The sequence below is a fragment of the Tepiditoga spiralis genome (genome assembly GCF_014701195.1).
Lineage (GTDB): Bacteria > Thermotogota > Thermotogae > Petrotogales > Petrotogaceae > Tepiditoga > Tepiditoga spiralis.
Window position 1 is genome coordinate 825,298 of sequence record NZ_AP018712.1, and the last position, 15,856, is coordinate 841,153.

Consider the following 15,856-nt stretch of genomic DNA (forward strand, 5'->3'; position numbering starts at 1 on the left):
AAGTATGATAGTTGTAATTGGTGGTGGGGCTTCTGGTTTAATGGCAGCCATTTCTGCAGCAAAACTTGGAGCTAAAGTAACTATCTTAGAAAAAATGAATAAACCGGGAAAAAAAATACTTGCATCAGGAAATGGAAAGTGTAATTACACAAACATAAATACAAACATAAATAATTATCATGGAAAAGATAAAAAGTTTATTGAAAGTATAATAAATAATTTTAATGTAAACTCTACAATTGAATTTTTTAAACAAATAGGGGTATATCCTAAAATAGATAGTGAAGGAAGGGTATACCCTTTTTCATTGCAAGCATCTTCTGTAGTTGATAATCTTTTGTATGAGTGTAAAAAACACAATGTAAATATTGTTTGCAATGCAAAAGTTACCAATATAAAGAAAAAAAATAATTTATATGAAGTATATTATAATGATACTAAAATAAAAGCAAACTCATTAATAGTATCTGTTGGCGGAAAATCATCTTCAAAACTTGGTTCTGATGGAAGTTTATTTAATACAATAAAGTCATTAAATCATAATTTTTCTCCAATGTATCCAGCAATAGTTCAATTAAAATTAAAAGGAAACTTTAAAGAAGTTAAAGGCGTTAGAGTTCGTGGTGAAGTTACCTTATATGATGAAAAAAAATTAATTGCTAAAGAAAAAGGAGAACAATTATTTACTGATTATGGAATATCTGGAATTTCTGTTATGAATTTATCTGGATATGTTCATAGTTTAAAAAAACCTATTTTAAAATTAGATTTTTTCCCAAACTTTTCTTTAAACGAATTAATTTCTTTATTATTATCTCGAAAAAAGAACATGCCTCATAAAACATTTAAAGAATCTTTCATTGGTTTATTAAATTCAAAATTAATACATTTAATATTTAAACTTTCAAATATTAAAGATAAAAAATACTCTAATGTATCTATTGATGAAATAAAAAAAATATCAAAAATATTAAAAGAAAGTACCTTTGATATTGTTGGAACTAAAGATTTTGAAAACTCTCAAGTTACGGCTGGTGGTTTATTAACTTCTGAAATAAACTCAAAAACTTTAGAATCAAAAATAAATAAAAATTTATACTTTTGTGGTGAAGTATTAGATGTTTATGGAGATTGCGGAGGATATAACCTTCAATGGGCATGGAGTAGTGGATACATAGCTGGAAAAAGTGCAGGAGGAAAATATGCTAAGAATAAATAATGTAAAATTACCAATAACTCACAATGATGAAGATATAAAAAGATACATTGCAGAAAAAATTAATATAAATAAAAGTTCTATAAAAAGTATAAAAATTGCTAAACAATCTATTGATGCTAGAAAAAAAAGAGAAATGATTTATTTTATTTATTCAATAGATTTTGAGGTTGAAAATGAAAATAAAATAAAAACCTCTTTAGTTACAACGTCTCCAAACAAAAATTATGAAATGCCAACTGTAAAAAATAAACCAAAATTACCTCCCATAATAATTGGAAGTGGTCCAGCTGGATTGTTTACTGGATTAATACTTGCTGAATGTGGATTAAATCCTATAATCTTAGAAAGAGGAAAAAGTGTTGATGCTCGAAAAAAAGATATAAATCTTTTTTGGAATAATGGAATTTTAAATACAGAAAGTAACGTGCAATTTGGTGAAGGTGGAGCAGGAACATTTTCAGATGGAAAATTAACAACTCTTATAAAAGACAAATTTGGAAGAATAAAAAAAGTTTTAGAAGAGTTTGTAGAAAGTGGTGCTCCAAAAGATATTTTATACAAAAATAAACCTCATATAGGCACTGATATATTAGAAGTAGTTGTTAAAAATATTAGAAAAAAAATAACAAAATTAGGTGGAACTATAAAATTCCAACACAAAGTAACTGATCTAATAATAGAAAATAATGAAGCAAAAGGAGTTATTATAAATAATAAAGAAAAGCTTTATTCAAATGATATAGTGTTGGCAATTGGACATAGTGCTCGTGATACCTTTAAAATGTTGTATGAAAATAATCTTTTAATATCTCAAAAACCATTTTCAATTGGTGTTAGAATAGAACATTTAAGAGAAATGATAGATAAAAGTCAATATGGAAAATTTTTTAATCACCCAAAGCTTGGAGCTGCAGATTATAAACTTTCATATAGAACAAAAGCAAATAGAGCAGTTTATACCTTTTGTATGTGCCCTGGTGGTCAAGTAATTGCTTCTTCCTCAGAAGAAAATATGATAGTAACAAATGGCATGAGCAAACATGCAAGAAATTTAAAAAATTCAAATAGTGCAATTTTAGTAAATGTAGAAACTAAAGACTTTAAAAGTTCTCATCCGCTTGCAGGAATTGAATTTCAAAGGTATTGGGAAAGTGAAGCTTTTAAATTATCTAATTCATATAAAGCTCCATCTCAATTATTTAATGATTTTTTAAATAATAGAAAAACTAAAAAATTTGGAGAGATAAAACCATCTTATATACCTGGTGTTGCCTTACAAGATTTAAATAAATGTTTACCTAATTTTGTTTCTTCTTCTTTAAAAGAAGGTATATTAATTATGAACAATAAAATCCATGGATTTTCTGATAATAATGCTATTTTAACGGGAGTCGAAACAAGAAGTTCTTCACCAATACGCATAGATAGAAATGAATTTTGTGAAAGTACAAATACTAAAAACTTGTATCCATGTGGGGAAGGTGCTGGTTATGCTGGAGGCATAACCTCTTCTGCAGTCGATGGTATAAGAATAGCTGAAAATATAATAAAAAAATATAGGTAGATAATCTACCTATATTTTTTATATTTCTGAAACTATTTTAGAAAGTTCTACAATAACAGAAACTGCCTTTTTCATTGATTCTACTGGTATATATTCATACCTTCCATGATAATTATGCCCACCTGTAAAAATATTTGGACAAGGAAGACCCATAAAAGATAATCTTGCACCATCAGTTCCACCTCTTATTGGTTTTATAATCGGTGTAACTCCAACATTTTCCATTGCTTTTTTTGCATATTCAACTATTTCTGGCTTTTTTTCTATTATTTCTTTCATATTGTAATATGAATCTTTTAATATTAATTTTATAGTTCCTTTTCCATACTTCTTGTTTAAAAGCTCTGAATTCTTTCTACATAACTCTTTTTTATCTTCAAATAATTTCTTATCATGATCTCTTACTATCATAATAACTTTTGCAGAATCACATGTACCTTGAATATGTACTATGTGAAAAAAGCCTTCATATTTTTCTGTATGTTGAGGTGTTTGCGTTTCTGGGAACATTGTTGATAATTCGCCAGCGATTAAAGCAGCATTTATCATCTTATCTTTTGCTGTTCCTGGATGTATACTCTTTCCTCTTATTTCAAAGGTTGCTGTTGCTGCATTGAAGTTTTCACTTTCAAGTTCTCCAAGTTCACCACCATCAATTGTATAAGCAAAATCTGCTCCAAATAAATTTACATCAAACTTATCTGCACCTCTTCCTATTTCTTCGTCAGGAGTAAATCCTATTCTTATTTTTCCATGTTTTATTCTACTTTCTTTTATTTGTTCAATTGCAGTAAGAATTTCAGCTATACCAGCTTTATCATCTGCTCCAAGCAGAGTAGTTCCATCTGTAACTATTAACTTTTGACCAACATATTTATTTAAACTCTCAAATTCTTCTGGAGACATACTAATTTCTTCATTTAATTTTATTGTTCCACCATTATAATCTATAATTTTTGGTTTTACATTTTCACCTGTTAGATCTGGAGATGTATCCATATGAGCTATAAATCCAACAGTTGGCACTTTTTTTTCTATATTTGAAGGTAGTGTAGCCATTAAATAACCATCTTTTAATGAAATTTCTTCTAATCCCATAGTTTCAAGTTCTTTTTTTAAGTACTCTGCAAGTTCAATTTGTCCTTGAGTTGACGGACAATAATTAGAATTTTCATTTGAAGTAGTATGAAATTTTACATATTCTAAAAATCTATCTACAACATCTTTCACAGTATCACTCCTTTTATTCGTTTTGTTAACTATATTATACACTGTTTTTTAATTTATTATACTTTTAAAAAGCTTTATATATTTTTCTAATATCTCCTCTGAAGCTTTTATTCCACTTTTTTTAGTAAAATTTAAACCATTTACTCTATTTATTTCAGCATGTAAAGGTATTAAATTATATGTTGCTTGTAAAACCATATTCAAATCTAAATTAGAATCACCAGATGCAAAATACTTTTTTATACTTTCTTTATTAACAACATAAGAAACTGCTTTTTCTTTACTAATAAAGTTTGGTATGAAGTACATCTTTCTTCCTTGAATAGAATAATTCCAATTGTTTATTTTTAAAAACCTAAAAAAATTATTTATATTTTCAGGTATGTTATTTACATCAATTATGAAATAATAAAACTCATCATCTACATTTTTTTCTTTTAATATCCAATTTCCCTTATATTTTTCAAACTCTTTAAAAATCATATCTGATTTTGTACTTTGATTTTTAAAACTATTAAAAATATGTGATTCCCATTCTTTATCTATCTTTCCATTTATGAGAATTTTAGCTCCATTTTCAATTATTGCATACTTTGTTTTAAATAAACTTATTCTTTCAAATTGTTCTTGAGTTCGTGTAGTAACTGGAACAAATAAATTTTTATTGCACAATTTTTTCAATAAAAAAAGAGTTTTTGATGAAATATAAGAAATTGCTTCTCCATTTTTTTCTTCAATTAAAACTTCATTGTTTATTTCAAACTTATTTGAATATATCAAAGTTCTATCTAAATCTGAAAAAAACACTAAGCATCACCTGTTTTTTTAATAATTCCACAACATTTATATCCTCTTAAAGGATATTCTATTACCTTTACTTTTTTTTCCTTAGCCAATATAAATATGTGTTCTAAATCTTCATCTTTATAATTATTTACAAGGATTATATCGGGAATTCTCCTTAATAAAACTCTTGTTGTTTCTCCTATACCAGGTTTTATAAAGTTTCTATTAGTAACCTTAAACTCTTTTTCTATTCTATCGACCTCTTTTTTCCCATTCCAATTAACTTCATCTCTTGATAAATTCTTTTTTAAGTTTAAAACTTTAATAAATTCTTTTTCTATTTCATCAATGTAATAGTTTGAAAGATCAAATTCTTTTAAATTTTTATAAAATTTAGCTCCATGATATTCATTTTCTTTTATAAAATCATTCAATACGGTTCTACTTACAAGTCCCGATACAACAGAATTTAAGCAACTACTTGGAATTAAAAAGTCTTCTTTTGTTCCGCTCATTTCAGCACATCCACATGGATCAGCCAAAACAGCTAATTCATCACTTATATCAGTTTTATACTTCAAATTAAAATCATTGCACGCATTTTTTAATACTGCTTTTATTGTTCCTTTTCCAGTCCATCCATCAATAAAAACTATTTTAGAATTTGTATGTTCTTTTATTATTTTGTTTAAAGCAACTTCATCTATTCCTCTATCTCTTATTATAGATATAGAATAATGAGGTATACTCAAATTAAATTTATTTTTTATATACCTTTTTACAAGTATACCTATTGGAGTACCCGCTCTTGCTAAAGAAACAAGAACTATATCTTTACCTTTTATTGAAACAATCTTTTCGGATAAAATTCCAGTAAATAGTGCAATTTTTTCTTTGTATTTTTTTAAAGAAGAAAAAAATAATTTTTTATAGCTTTCTCCTGGTTCATACTCTATTGGAAGCATTTCTGAATAATGTTTTTTACCACTTTGAATTAATCTTTCTCTTTCTTTTGTTGGTAACTCTTTCATTTCATCTGAAATATCCTTTAATAAAAAAATAACATCATCAGATTTATAACTGCTTTGAATTAATTTTATTTATATCACCTCTCAAAAAAACACACGTTTATTTTTTTTATTCCTGTTGTTTTTAATTCATTTATTGTTTCATTTAAAAGTTTATTATTTCCCTTTTTTTCATACATTATATAAAGACTATCATACTCATTTTCTAAAATATTATAGATATATTCATCAATACTTTCATCATATATATTTTTTAAATAAAATTTATTTTTTATGGCATACTCTTTTTTATTCATTGGAATTATTGGACTTCTTGTTGTTGAATGATACTTCACATTTCCAGAAAGATTACAAGCTACTTTCATTGGAATATACATAAATTCACCGGTTCCCAATACCAACTTTCTTTTTGAAGTATCATCAATTTTCTTTGCTACTCTTAAAACTAAATCGTCTAATTCTTTTTGTAATATAGAATTTGTTCCAAACTTTCCAGTTAAATGATCTATCTTTTCATCAAGTTCATAAAAATTAACTTCAACATCTTTAATCTCTTTTTTTATTCTTTTTTCTGTATAAGTATCATCAAATTTCCCAAATACTTCAATGCTTCCCTTTATAAGTGAATGTACATTTATTTTTATATTAAATTTTTCTTCAAATTCTTCATATTTTTTTATATTTTCATCATTTCTCCAATCTAATATTGTTAAAACATGATACTCTTTTCTAGAATACTTTTTATTTATTTCTTTAATAAAATTAAGAATTGTTTTTCCAGTTGTTATTTCATCATCTATAAAAACAATTGCATATTCATTATCAAAAAAATGTTTTTCATTTGAATATAAAAAATGATTCGTTGCATGTGAATGTTCTTCTTGAAAATCAAATATTTTTTCTTTATTTAAATTTATTTCACGCGTTGTATGAATATAACTACAATTTTCAAAAATGCTAAAAGCGGAATGTCCAAGTGCCGTTGCAGTTTCTGCAAATCCAATAAATATATTATGTTTTGGAAGAAATATTTTTTCTTTTTTTGATAAATATGGGTATACATTTTTATAGTACAACTCACCCAAAAGTTTACCATACTGTATAGACTTTTGTGGAGACACTGGTATATGTTTTCCTAATACCTTACTGACAAATAAAAAAGCTCTCTTTTTGTTTATTCTTGCAGCCATTTCAAATAAATCATTAATATTCAACTGAAACGGATTTTCTCTTACCATTACCTTTACTTTTAAATTATCATTTATCTTGTAATAAGCTTGTGAAGTTTTCATCTTCATTAAACACCCCATATATCTCTGATTTTTTTACTATTTCTTCTGCCCATTTAAAATGAGGCTTTATTTCATTCATTTTATTGTTAAAGTTACTCTTTAAAACACCTTCTCCATCATTTTTTAATATTTCAAGTGCATCAATGTATTCTTCATACATTACAGGCATCATAGAATTAACAATTATTACATGAGTTGGATAAATAACTGTTTTACCTAAAAATCCATTTTCTTTATCCAACAGTACTTCTTTTATTAAAATATCATTATAATCATTCAATATATTTTTTCTAATTCTTTTTCCTTTACTTCCATAATGTTCTATAAAAGGACTTTCTCTCAACTCTGGTTTTAAAATTCTATTTGTTTTACACTTTTCAAAGTATTCCCAAACACCACCAGAAATTATAAAATTTTCTGCCTTAAAATAATTTATAACATCCCCAAAAAAATCTCTTAACAAAGAGATATCATAAACTGTCGTGTATTGATTTCTTCGTAAACTATACAGTCCACTTAAGTCAGTAGTTCCAACTCTTATATTCAATAAGTATTCTTTATATGACTTAAAAATTTTTAAAAGCTCATCAAATTCATTGTATCTAAACCTTTTATTTAAAACCCTATTTGTTTCTAAAATAGGCATTCCATAAAAATTATTGTTATTTTTAACATTCAACTTTTTTAATACTTCAAAGTACTCTATTGCGTTTGTTGTATCAAACTTTGGAAAAACAAAACCTATAATATTATCTAAATAATTATAGTATTCATCTACAAACTCTTGAAAATGTTTTGGATTTCTAACTCTAATAAACATCAAAGGTACGTTTTTTACATTTGATAATTCTTTTAAATTTTTTATTAAATTTTTTTCTGCACTCTTTACTTCATTTTCACCAACAGCATCTTCAAGGCACAAAACAATTGAAGATAAACCTGGAATTTTATTTTCCATAATTATATTAGCTATACTTTTCTTATTACCAGGAATATAAAGTGTAGCCCCCAATGCTCTTTCAAGCATTTCTTTTTTTGAAAACTTATTAATTTCTTTTGGTTTTATATAAAAAATTTTTTCCAACTCTTTATTAGTTAAATGCGAAAAATGTTTCAAAACACACCTCTTTAAAATTAAAATTTATTGATAATATAAATTATAGCATTTATATCTTAAAATTCACAAAAAAAGATTTTTATAATTAATATGCTATAATTTCAATATAGAAAAAAATTGGAGGTGAATAAAGATGTGTAGAATAAACCCAAGAGTAGATTTTGCATTCAAAAAGTTATTTGGAACTGAATCAAATAAACAATTATTAATAGATTTAATAAATTCAATAGTATCAGAAGAAGATAAAGTAAAAGACATAGAAATAAAAAATCCATACAATGAAAAAAACTTTAAAAATGATAAACTTTCAATATTAGATATAAAAGCAGTAGATCAAAAGGGACATTGGTACAATGTAGAAATGCAGATAATAGATCAAGAATATTATGATAAAAGAGCACTGTATTACTGGTCAAGAGTCTATTCAGGACAACTTTTTGCAGGAATAAACTATGATAATTTGAAAAAAACTATTAGTATAAACATATTAAACTTTAAATGTTTAGAAGAAGAAAATTACCATAATGTATATAAAATAGTAAATATGGAAAGCAAAAAAGAATTCATTGATCATTTAGAAATACATTTTATTGAGCTAGAAAAGTATGATGAAAAAATGAGTACCATGTTAGATAGATGGGTAAACTTTCTAAAAAAAGCGGATATATATGAAAAAGATAAATTACCAAAAGAATTAGAAGAAGTAGAAAGTATAAAAAAAGCTGTAGAATTATTGGATGAAATGTCATTAAATTATGAAGAACGAGAAAGCTATGAAGCAAGATTAAAGTGGCTTCGTGATGAAGAAGCTGCAATAAAAACAGCTGAAAATAAAGGTTTTAAAAAAGGTTTATCTAAGGGAATCGAACAAGGGATCGAACAAGGCATTGAACAAGGGATCGAACAAGGCATTGAACAAGGCATTGAACAAGGCATTGAACAGGGGATAAAACAAAAATCTATTGAAACAGCAAAAAAAATGTTAACTAAAGGATTGGATAAAAAATTAATATCTGAACTTACTGATTTATCTATAGAAGAAATAAAGAAATTAGATAAATAAAAGCATAAAACAAACCAAGCAAAGCTTGGTTTGTTTTATACATTCCATATTTCTTCAAAAGTATGTGGTGTTTCACAGTATTCACAAACTAACTCTCCATTTTTATTTCTTATAAATGAACCTTTAATTCCTTCTCCATTGTTTGGATGAGAAATACAATTTTCATTTTTACATCTTAATTTGCTAAATCCATAAACCTTTGGTGGCAAATGAATTCTATATTTTTCTTCAACGTGTTGATTTTTAATTATATTTACAGTTACCTCTGGAGAAATTGCAGATAATTTTTTAATTTCTTTTTCTGTCAAGTATTTATTTGGCAAACTTATATATCCTTTATTTTTTCTATCAGAAGATACAAATATTCCATCTGCACTATCTGAATCATATATTTTTAAAACCTTTCTTATTTTTACCATAGTTTCATATATTTCTTCATTACTCTTACCTTTTGCTATATGATCTATAACAGTTCCATTATCAACAGGTTTTATGCCACTCTTTTTATTTGGAACAAAGTTATTGTGTACTTTAGCTGATTCTATAAAAGTATCTTTCTTTTCTTGTATTTTCTTTGATGTATCAAAATCTGTTTTTAATACTCCACCCATCATGGATAACAAGGTTGTTCGTGTCCAATATCCATTTATTGCTTGTTGTTCCCAACCGTTTAAGGGCAATTTATCTAAAAAGGTAGGTATTGTAGGATAAAGTTTATGCCTTGGCAAAGGATGATAAAATTTAACATTTTGAGGTAAAAAATCAAGGAATTGTTTTTGGAAAGTAACTGATTTTCTGAGGAATTGTTCTTTTTCAAGTATGTCTTCTCCCATTCTTTCAAGTTGAAGACGAGTAAAATACCATGTATCTGCTATATTTTTTTGTTTTAAATACTCTTCAATAGAAGAAAAAATTCTAACATTAAATCCATTCATTTTCATTTTTTCAATGTAATGATGTGGCATTTGAAGTTCATTAGGAGCTATTAAATCAACAGTAACTTCTTTAAATATCTTTAAACCATTAACCTTTGAATGTACTGTTCTACCATGAAGCAAATCACCAACAAGTGCTATGTGTATATGGGAAGTATCCCATTTTTTTTGTTCTAAAAAGCTAAATTCATCGAGTATTTCTTGAGTAGGGTGTTCGTGTTTACCATCGCCACCATTAATGAAAGAAGGAATAGCAAGACCATTTCTTAAAGCAAATTCTGAAGTGGATTGTTCTAACCATTTACATGTACCTTCAAGTTTTGAACGAATAACGAAGATAGAATAGTCACTGTAACCAGTAAGCATGTTAAAAGTGTCTGCGTAACTTTCTTTTTTATTGAAAGAAGAATGAGAAGAATCAAAAATAGAAACTCTTGCGTTTCTGTGAAATCTTGCAGCATTAATGAAAGACTCTTTAGTTCTTGTACTCGATTCTATAAAAACAATATAAATACCAATATCTTTATTTTTAATTCTAAATTCATCGAGACTTTCTTTGTTTCTCCACTTTTCTTTTAATCTCTTTGTCTGCTGATAAAGAAACAACTGTTCTTCAACAGAAAAGTCATTAATTACTCCTAGCGATCTACCCAAGAAATCATTTTTCATATAGACACCTCCTAAAAATATTCTTTTAAAAATATTCTTTGTATATAATATACTATTTAATCTTTTTTAAAATTACGTAATTATAAATTTTTCATATATTTTATGTTAAAGTATTTGTTTCTTTTTAATATCAAAATTTTAAATTAAAGTGAAAATGTGTTATTATTGTATTAACTCAAACCTTGAGGGGGGGATCAGATTTGTTAAATATTAAAGAGTATGTTGTACCAAAAACATTAAAAGAAGCTCATGATCTTTATATGATGAGAAAGGATTCTGAACTTATTGGAGGTGGAGTATTTTTACGTTTATCTCCCCGGACAATAAACATGGGAATAGACTTATCAAATACAGAGCTTGATTTTATAAAAAATGAAGAAAACCATATAGAAATAGGAGGTTATACTTCGTTTCGAAAGATTGAAATGAGTAAATGTATAAATGAAAACTTTAAAAGCATAGTAACTGCTTTAAAAAATGTTGGAGGAGTTCAACTTAGAAATATGGTTACTATTGGCGGAAGTATATATCCAAAGTATGGATTCTCTGATTTAATAACTGTCTTACTTTCATTAAATACAAAAGTATATCTTTATGATAGAGAAGAAAATTTAGACACATTCTTAACTCAAAAAAGAGAAAGAAATATATTAAAAAAAATATCAATAAAAAAAGATGTTTTAAAAACCTCTTATCAAACATTAAGAAATTCTAAAAGCGACTTTGGAATATTAAATGTAGCTGTTTCTAAATTTGAAAAAGGATTTAAAATAACTGTTGGTGCAAGACCTGGAATTGCAAAATTAGCAATTGATGGTATGGAATTTATTTCTTCTAATATAAATGAAAAAAGTATTGAAAAATGTAGTGAAATAGTTGCAAATGAATTGAGTTTTGATACTGACATAAGAGCAACAAAAGAATATAGAAAAGAAATGTGTAAGGTACTTGTAAAAAGAGGATTAAAGGAAGTGATTTTATGAAAATAAATATAAAGATAAATAACCTAAATAAAACGTTTAATATTGATAATTATGGAATATCTCTTTTAGATCTTTTAAGACGCGAAGGCTATAAAAGTGTAAAAAAAGGTTGTGATACTGGAACATGTGGTGTATGCACCGTTTTACTTGATGGAAAACCCATACTCTCTTGTTCTTTGCTGGCAATAAAAGCAAATGGTCATGAAGTTACAACCGTAGAAGGCGTTAGTGAAGAAGCTAAAATAATTGCAGAATACATAACAGCTGAAGGTGGAGATCAATGCGGTTTTTGTGGACCTGGACTTGTGATGGCTATAATGGGATTAAAAAATGAAAATCTTGAAATAAACTCAGAAAGTGTAAAAGAATATCTTGCAGGAAATCTTTGTAGATGTTCTGGATACGAAGCACAACATAGAGGAATAATGAAGTATTTGGAGGTGGAGAAATGAAAGAAGTAAAAAAATCCATACCCAAAGTTGATGGTGTAGGTTTATTAATGGGAAAACCTGCTTATACTAACGATCTTGCACCACAAGATGCTTTAATTGTAAAAATACTTAGAAGCCCTCATCCTTTTGCAAAAATTATTTCTATAAATACTGATGAAGCACTTTCAATAGAAGGTGTTGAATGTATTTTGACTCACAAAGACTTCCCTAAAAAAATATTTACAAGAGCTGGGCAAGGATATCCAGAACCATCTCCTTATGATAAATTTGTTCTTGATGAATATGTTAGATACGTTGGGGATGAAGTTGCAGCAGTTGCCGCAATAAATGAAGAAGTTGCAGAAAAAGCTTTAAAAAAAATAAAGGTAGAGTATGAACTCTTTGAACCTGTTCTTGATTTTAAAAAAGCAAAAGATTCAAAAATAATTCACTTTGAGAAAGAAGCTCATTCAATGTTTGAAATAGGATTTAACCCCGAAAGAAATATTGCTGCTTCATACAATATGAATGTTGGCAATGTTGAAGAAGAATTAAAAAAATGTGATGTAGTTGTAGAAAGCAAATACTACACTCAACCACAAGCACACGTAATGCTTGAACCAATGGTTGCAACATCTTTTATAGACTATATGGGAAGATTAAATGTAATAACTGCAACACAAGTACCATTTCATATAAGAAGAATCTTATCAAATGTTTTAAACCTTTCAATAAACAAAATAAGAGTAATAAAACCAAGAATTGGTGGAGGTTTTGGTGGAAAACAAGCAATACATGGTGAGCCATACGTTGCAATGGTTACATTAAAAACGGGAAAACCTGCAAAAATTATCTATACAAGAAAAGAAGTATTTGAAGCTACTTATTCAAGACATGAAATGGAATTCAATATAAAAATCGGTGCAGATAAAGATGGACTCATAAAGGCTATTGATGTTGATGTTTTATCAAATACTGGAGCATATGGCGAACATGCCTTGACAGTCTTTATGGTTGCAGGATCAAAAACATTACCTCTATACAATAAAGTAAATGCCGTGAGATTTGGTGGAGATGTTGTTTATACAAACTTAACTCCAGCAGGAGCTTACAGAGGTTATGGTGCAATACAAGGAAACTTTGCACTTGAATCAGTAATAGATGAACTTGCAGAAAAACTAAAAATATCACCAGTTGAAATAAGAACAAAAAACATGATTAAAGAAGGTGAAACCTCTCCAATATTTAAAATAATGGGAGAAGGACGTGAAGGCGTTGAAATGAATATACAAAGTTGTAAGTTAGATTACTGTGTAAAAAGAGGAATGGAATTAATCAAATGGAATGAAAAGTATCCTAAAAAAGCATATGGAAACAAAATAAGAAGTGTTGGAATGGCAATAGCAATGCAAGGCTCTGGAATTGCCGATATAGATATGGGATCTGCAATTTTAAAGCTAAATGATGATGGTTCCTTTAATTTATTGGTTGGAGCTACCGATCTTGGAACCGGAAGCGATACAATCCTATCACAAATTGCAGCAGAAACACTTGGGGTTTCAACGGATAAAATAATACCTTATTCATCTGATACAGACTTAACTCCTTTTGATACAGGAGCTTACGCCTCGAGTACAACTTATGTATCTGGAAATTCAGTTAGAATTGCAGCAGAAAATATGAAAAAAATGATTCTTGAAGAAGGCTCTAAAAACTTAGGAACAGATAAAGTTCATTTTAATGGTGAAGAAATAATAAGAGATGACAATAAAAATAAAATATCCTTAAAACAACTATCAGAACTACTATACTATTCAATGAATCAAAAACAATTAGTTGCTGATGGATCTTATGTTGGAAAAAAATCACCACCACCTTACATGGCAAGTTTTGTAGAAATAGAACTCGACACTGAAACTGGAAAGGTTGAAGTAATAAATTTTGTTTCTGTTGTAGACTGTGGAACTCCAATAAATCCAAATCTTGCAAAAGTTCAAGTTGAAGGTGCACTAGTACAAGGAATAGGTATGACATTGTATGAAGATATAAACTTTTCAAATGGAAAAATGAGAAATAATACCTTAATGACTTACAGAATACCAGATAGACGCGATGTAAAAAAATTAACTGTTGAATTTGCAGAAAGCTATGAACCAAGTGGACCATATGGTGCTAAATCTGTTGGAGAAATAGGAATAGATACACCTCCAGCAGCAATAGCAAATGCAATCTTTAATGCAACTGGTGTAAGAATAAGAAGCTTACCAATAACTCCTGAAAAAGTCTTTAAAGCTATGGAGATGAAAAAATGAAGTATAAACTAAAGTGTATCAGTTGTGGACAAACATTTGAAAAAGATGAAGTTGAATACACGTGTCCAAAATGTGGAAATAGACTTGGAACGCTTGAAGTTATTTATGACTATGATTCTATAAACATCAAAAAGTCTGATTTTGAAAAAAATGCACCACTTTGGCAGTTTGAAAAGATACTACCAATTGAAAAAAATAGTTATAAAACTCATTTATACGTTGGTGGAACACCTTTATACAAGTTTAAAAACTTTGATGGAGTTGACTTATTAATAAAATACGATGGTTCAAATCCAACGGGATCATATAAAGATAGAGCATCAGCAATTGCTGTAACAAAAGCAATTGAAAAAAATTATGATACTATTTACTGCGCTTCAACTGGGAATGCTGCAAGCTCTCTTGCAGGCATTTCTGCACCAACAAAATTAAAAACACATATATTTTTACCAGCATCGGCACCAATAGCAAAAATATCTCAACTCTTTGTATATGGTGCAAATGTTATTGCAATAGATGGAAGCTATGATAAAGCCTTTGATATTTCTCTTGAAATAGGCAATGAAAAAGGATGGTACTGTAGAAACTCAGCAATAAATCCTTACTTACTCGAAGGGAAAAAAACTGGAGCATTGGAAATAATAGTTCAAAACGATTTCATTGTTCCTGAATATATTATGGTGAGTGTTGGTGATGGAACAGTAATAAGCTCTCTTTATAAAGGTTTTTATGATTTTTATATGACTGGAATAACAAATAAAATCCCTAAAATAATAGGAGTTCAAGCAGAAAATGCTGCATCAATAAAAAAAGCATTTGAAGATGGAGAACCATTTAAACCACATGATTTAGAAGCAAAAACAATTGCAGATAGTATATCTGTTGGTAAACCAAGAGACGTCATAAAAGCTTGTAAATATGTAAAAAAATCAAAGGGAACATTTATTTCTGTTAGTGATAGTGAAATAATAGAAGCAATTGGTGAACTTGCTGTAAAAACAGGTATCTTTTCAGAACCAGCAGGCGCAGTGCCTTATGCTGGATTTAAAAAATTGAATAAAAATAAATTCTTTAATGGTAGCGTTTGTATTGTAGTTACTGGAAATGGTTTAAAAGATATAAAAGCAGTTGACTCTTTTGTTGATTTGAAGGTTTATAAACATAAAGAAGATATAAAAATATAAAACATCGAAAGATGTTTTATATTTTTATATGTTATAATATAAA

At 27.6% G+C, this 15,856-nt stretch carries 13 protein-coding genes; 7 read left to right on the forward strand and 6 right to left on the reverse strand.

Annotated features, from left to right (window positions below):
* Positions 1 to 4 precede the first annotated feature (4 nt).
* On the forward strand, positions 5 to 1,219 hold the full coding sequence (locus tag IGS63_RS03790; protein WP_190615679.1) for a BaiN/RdsA family NAD(P)/FAD-dependent oxidoreductase: 1,215 nt from the start codon (positions 5 to 7) through the stop codon (positions 1,217 to 1,219).
* Positions 1,203 to 2,783 (forward strand): NAD(P)/FAD-dependent oxidoreductase, encoded by a 1,581-nt coding sequence (locus tag IGS63_RS03795; RefSeq protein WP_190615680.1) that lies wholly within the window; start codon positions 1,203 to 1,205, stop codon positions 2,781 to 2,783. Before IGS63_RS03790 ends, IGS63_RS03795 begins: the two co-directional genes overlap by 17 nt.
* Before the next feature lie 18 nt (positions 2,784 to 2,801).
* On the opposite strand, the gene pepT is transcribed toward IGS63_RS03795, so the two are convergent.
* From pepT to IGS63_RS03820, 5 genes are read right to left on the reverse strand one after another with little or no spacing between them, the layout of a single operon-like run.
* The gene (gene pepT, locus IGS63_RS03800; RefSeq protein WP_190615681.1) at positions 2,802 to 4,013 is read right to left on the reverse strand and encodes a peptidase T; all 1,212 of its coding nucleotides are present in this window, start codon (positions 4,011 to 4,013) and stop codon (positions 2,802 to 2,804) included.
* A gap of 48 nt (positions 4,014 to 4,061) precedes the next feature.
* The gene (locus IGS63_RS03805; RefSeq protein WP_190615682.1) at positions 4,062 to 4,820 is read right to left on the reverse strand and encodes an HAD family hydrolase; all 759 of its coding nucleotides are present in this window, start codon (positions 4,818 to 4,820) and stop codon (positions 4,062 to 4,064) included.
* Complete coding sequence (locus IGS63_RS03810) at positions 4,820 to 5,899, reverse strand: cysteine protease StiP domain-containing protein (RefSeq protein ID WP_190616100.1); 1,080 nt, start codon at positions 5,897 to 5,899, stop codon at positions 4,820 to 4,822. The genes IGS63_RS03805 and IGS63_RS03810 overlap by 1 nt, the downstream gene beginning before the upstream one ends.
* A gap of 5 nt (positions 5,900 to 5,904) precedes the next feature.
* Positions 5,905 to 7,125, reverse strand: coding sequence for a phosphoribosyltransferase family protein (locus IGS63_RS03815; protein ID WP_190615683.1), 1,221 nt, complete (start codon positions 7,123 to 7,125; stop codon positions 5,905 to 5,907).
* Positions 7,085 to 8,236, reverse strand: coding sequence for an HpcH/HpaI aldolase/citrate lyase family protein (locus IGS63_RS03820; protein WP_190615684.1), 1,152 nt, complete (start codon positions 8,234 to 8,236; stop codon positions 7,085 to 7,087). The genes IGS63_RS03815 and IGS63_RS03820 overlap by 41 nt, the downstream gene beginning before the upstream one ends.
* A gap of 133 nt (positions 8,237 to 8,369) precedes the next feature.
* Between IGS63_RS03820 and IGS63_RS03825 the strand changes: the two genes are divergently transcribed.
* A complete protein-coding gene (locus IGS63_RS03825) occupies positions 8,370 to 9,299 on the forward strand; it encodes an Rpn family recombination-promoting nuclease/putative transposase (protein WP_190615685.1) in 930 nt (309 codons plus the stop codon).
* Positions 9,300 to 9,334: 35 nt separating this feature from the next.
* Here IGS63_RS03825 and IGS63_RS03830 read toward each other — a convergent pair whose 3' ends face one another.
* Positions 9,335 to 10,903: a bifunctional aspartate carbamoyltransferase catalytic subunit/aspartate carbamoyltransferase regulatory subunit gene (locus IGS63_RS03830; protein WP_190615686.1), complete on the reverse strand. Its 1,569-nt coding sequence runs from the start codon at positions 10,901 to 10,903 to the stop codon at positions 9,335 to 9,337.
* Positions 10,904 to 11,103: 200 nt separating this feature from the next.
* Here IGS63_RS03830 and IGS63_RS03835 point away from each other — a divergent pair, with 200 nt between their 5' ends.
* From IGS63_RS03835 to thrC, 4 genes are read left to right on the forward strand one after another with little or no spacing between them, the layout of a single operon-like run.
* Positions 11,104 to 11,886, forward strand: coding sequence for an FAD binding domain-containing protein (locus tag IGS63_RS03835; protein WP_190615687.1), 783 nt, complete (start codon positions 11,104 to 11,106; stop codon positions 11,884 to 11,886).
* Entirely contained in the window at positions 11,883 to 12,338 is a 456-nt protein-coding gene (locus tag IGS63_RS03840) for a (2Fe-2S)-binding protein (protein WP_190615688.1), read from the forward strand. The genes IGS63_RS03835 and IGS63_RS03840 overlap by 4 nt, the downstream gene beginning before the upstream one ends.
* The gene (locus tag IGS63_RS03845; RefSeq protein ID WP_190615689.1) at positions 12,335 to 14,629 is read left to right on the forward strand and encodes a xanthine dehydrogenase family protein molybdopterin-binding subunit; all 2,295 of its coding nucleotides are present in this window, start codon (positions 12,335 to 12,337) and stop codon (positions 14,627 to 14,629) included. The genes IGS63_RS03840 and IGS63_RS03845 overlap by 4 nt, the downstream gene beginning before the upstream one ends.
* Positions 14,626 to 15,813, forward strand: a complete 1,188-nt coding sequence (gene thrC / locus IGS63_RS03850; RefSeq protein WP_190615690.1) for a threonine synthase — start codon at positions 14,626 to 14,628, stop codon at positions 15,811 to 15,813. Before IGS63_RS03845 ends, thrC begins: the two co-directional genes overlap by 4 nt.
* Positions 15,814 to 15,856: the final 43 nt, after the last annotated feature.

What these genes read in the sequence shown, in the direction of transcription:
- IGS63_RS03795 (WP_190615680.1), top strand. Translation starts at nt 1,203, where the DNA reads ATGCTAAGAATAAATAATGTAAAATTACCAATAACTCACAATGATGAA.
- IGS63_RS03790 (WP_190615679.1), top strand. Translation starts at nt 5, where the DNA reads ATGATAGTTGTAATTGGTGGTGGGGCTTCTGGTTTAATGGCAGCCATT.
- thrC (WP_190615690.1), top strand. Translation starts at nt 14,626, where the DNA reads ATGAAGTATAAACTAAAGTGTATCAGTTGTGGACAAACATTTGAAAAA.
- IGS63_RS03825 (WP_190615685.1), top strand. Translation starts at nt 8,370, where the DNA reads ATGTGTAGAATAAACCCAAGAGTAGATTTTGCATTCAAAAAGTTATTT.
- IGS63_RS03815 (WP_190615683.1), bottom strand. Translation starts at nt 7,125, where the DNA reads ATGAAGATGAAAACTTCACAAGCTTATTACAAGATAAATGATAATTTA.
- IGS63_RS03840 (WP_190615688.1), top strand. Translation starts at nt 11,883, where the DNA reads ATGAAAATAAATATAAAGATAAATAACCTAAATAAAACGTTTAATATT.
- IGS63_RS03845 (WP_190615689.1), top strand. Translation starts at nt 12,335, where the DNA reads ATGAAAGAAGTAAAAAAATCCATACCCAAAGTTGATGGTGTAGGTTTA.
- IGS63_RS03830 (WP_190615686.1), bottom strand. Translation starts at nt 10,903, where the DNA reads ATGAAAAATGATTTCTTGGGTAGATCGCTAGGAGTAATTAATGACTTT.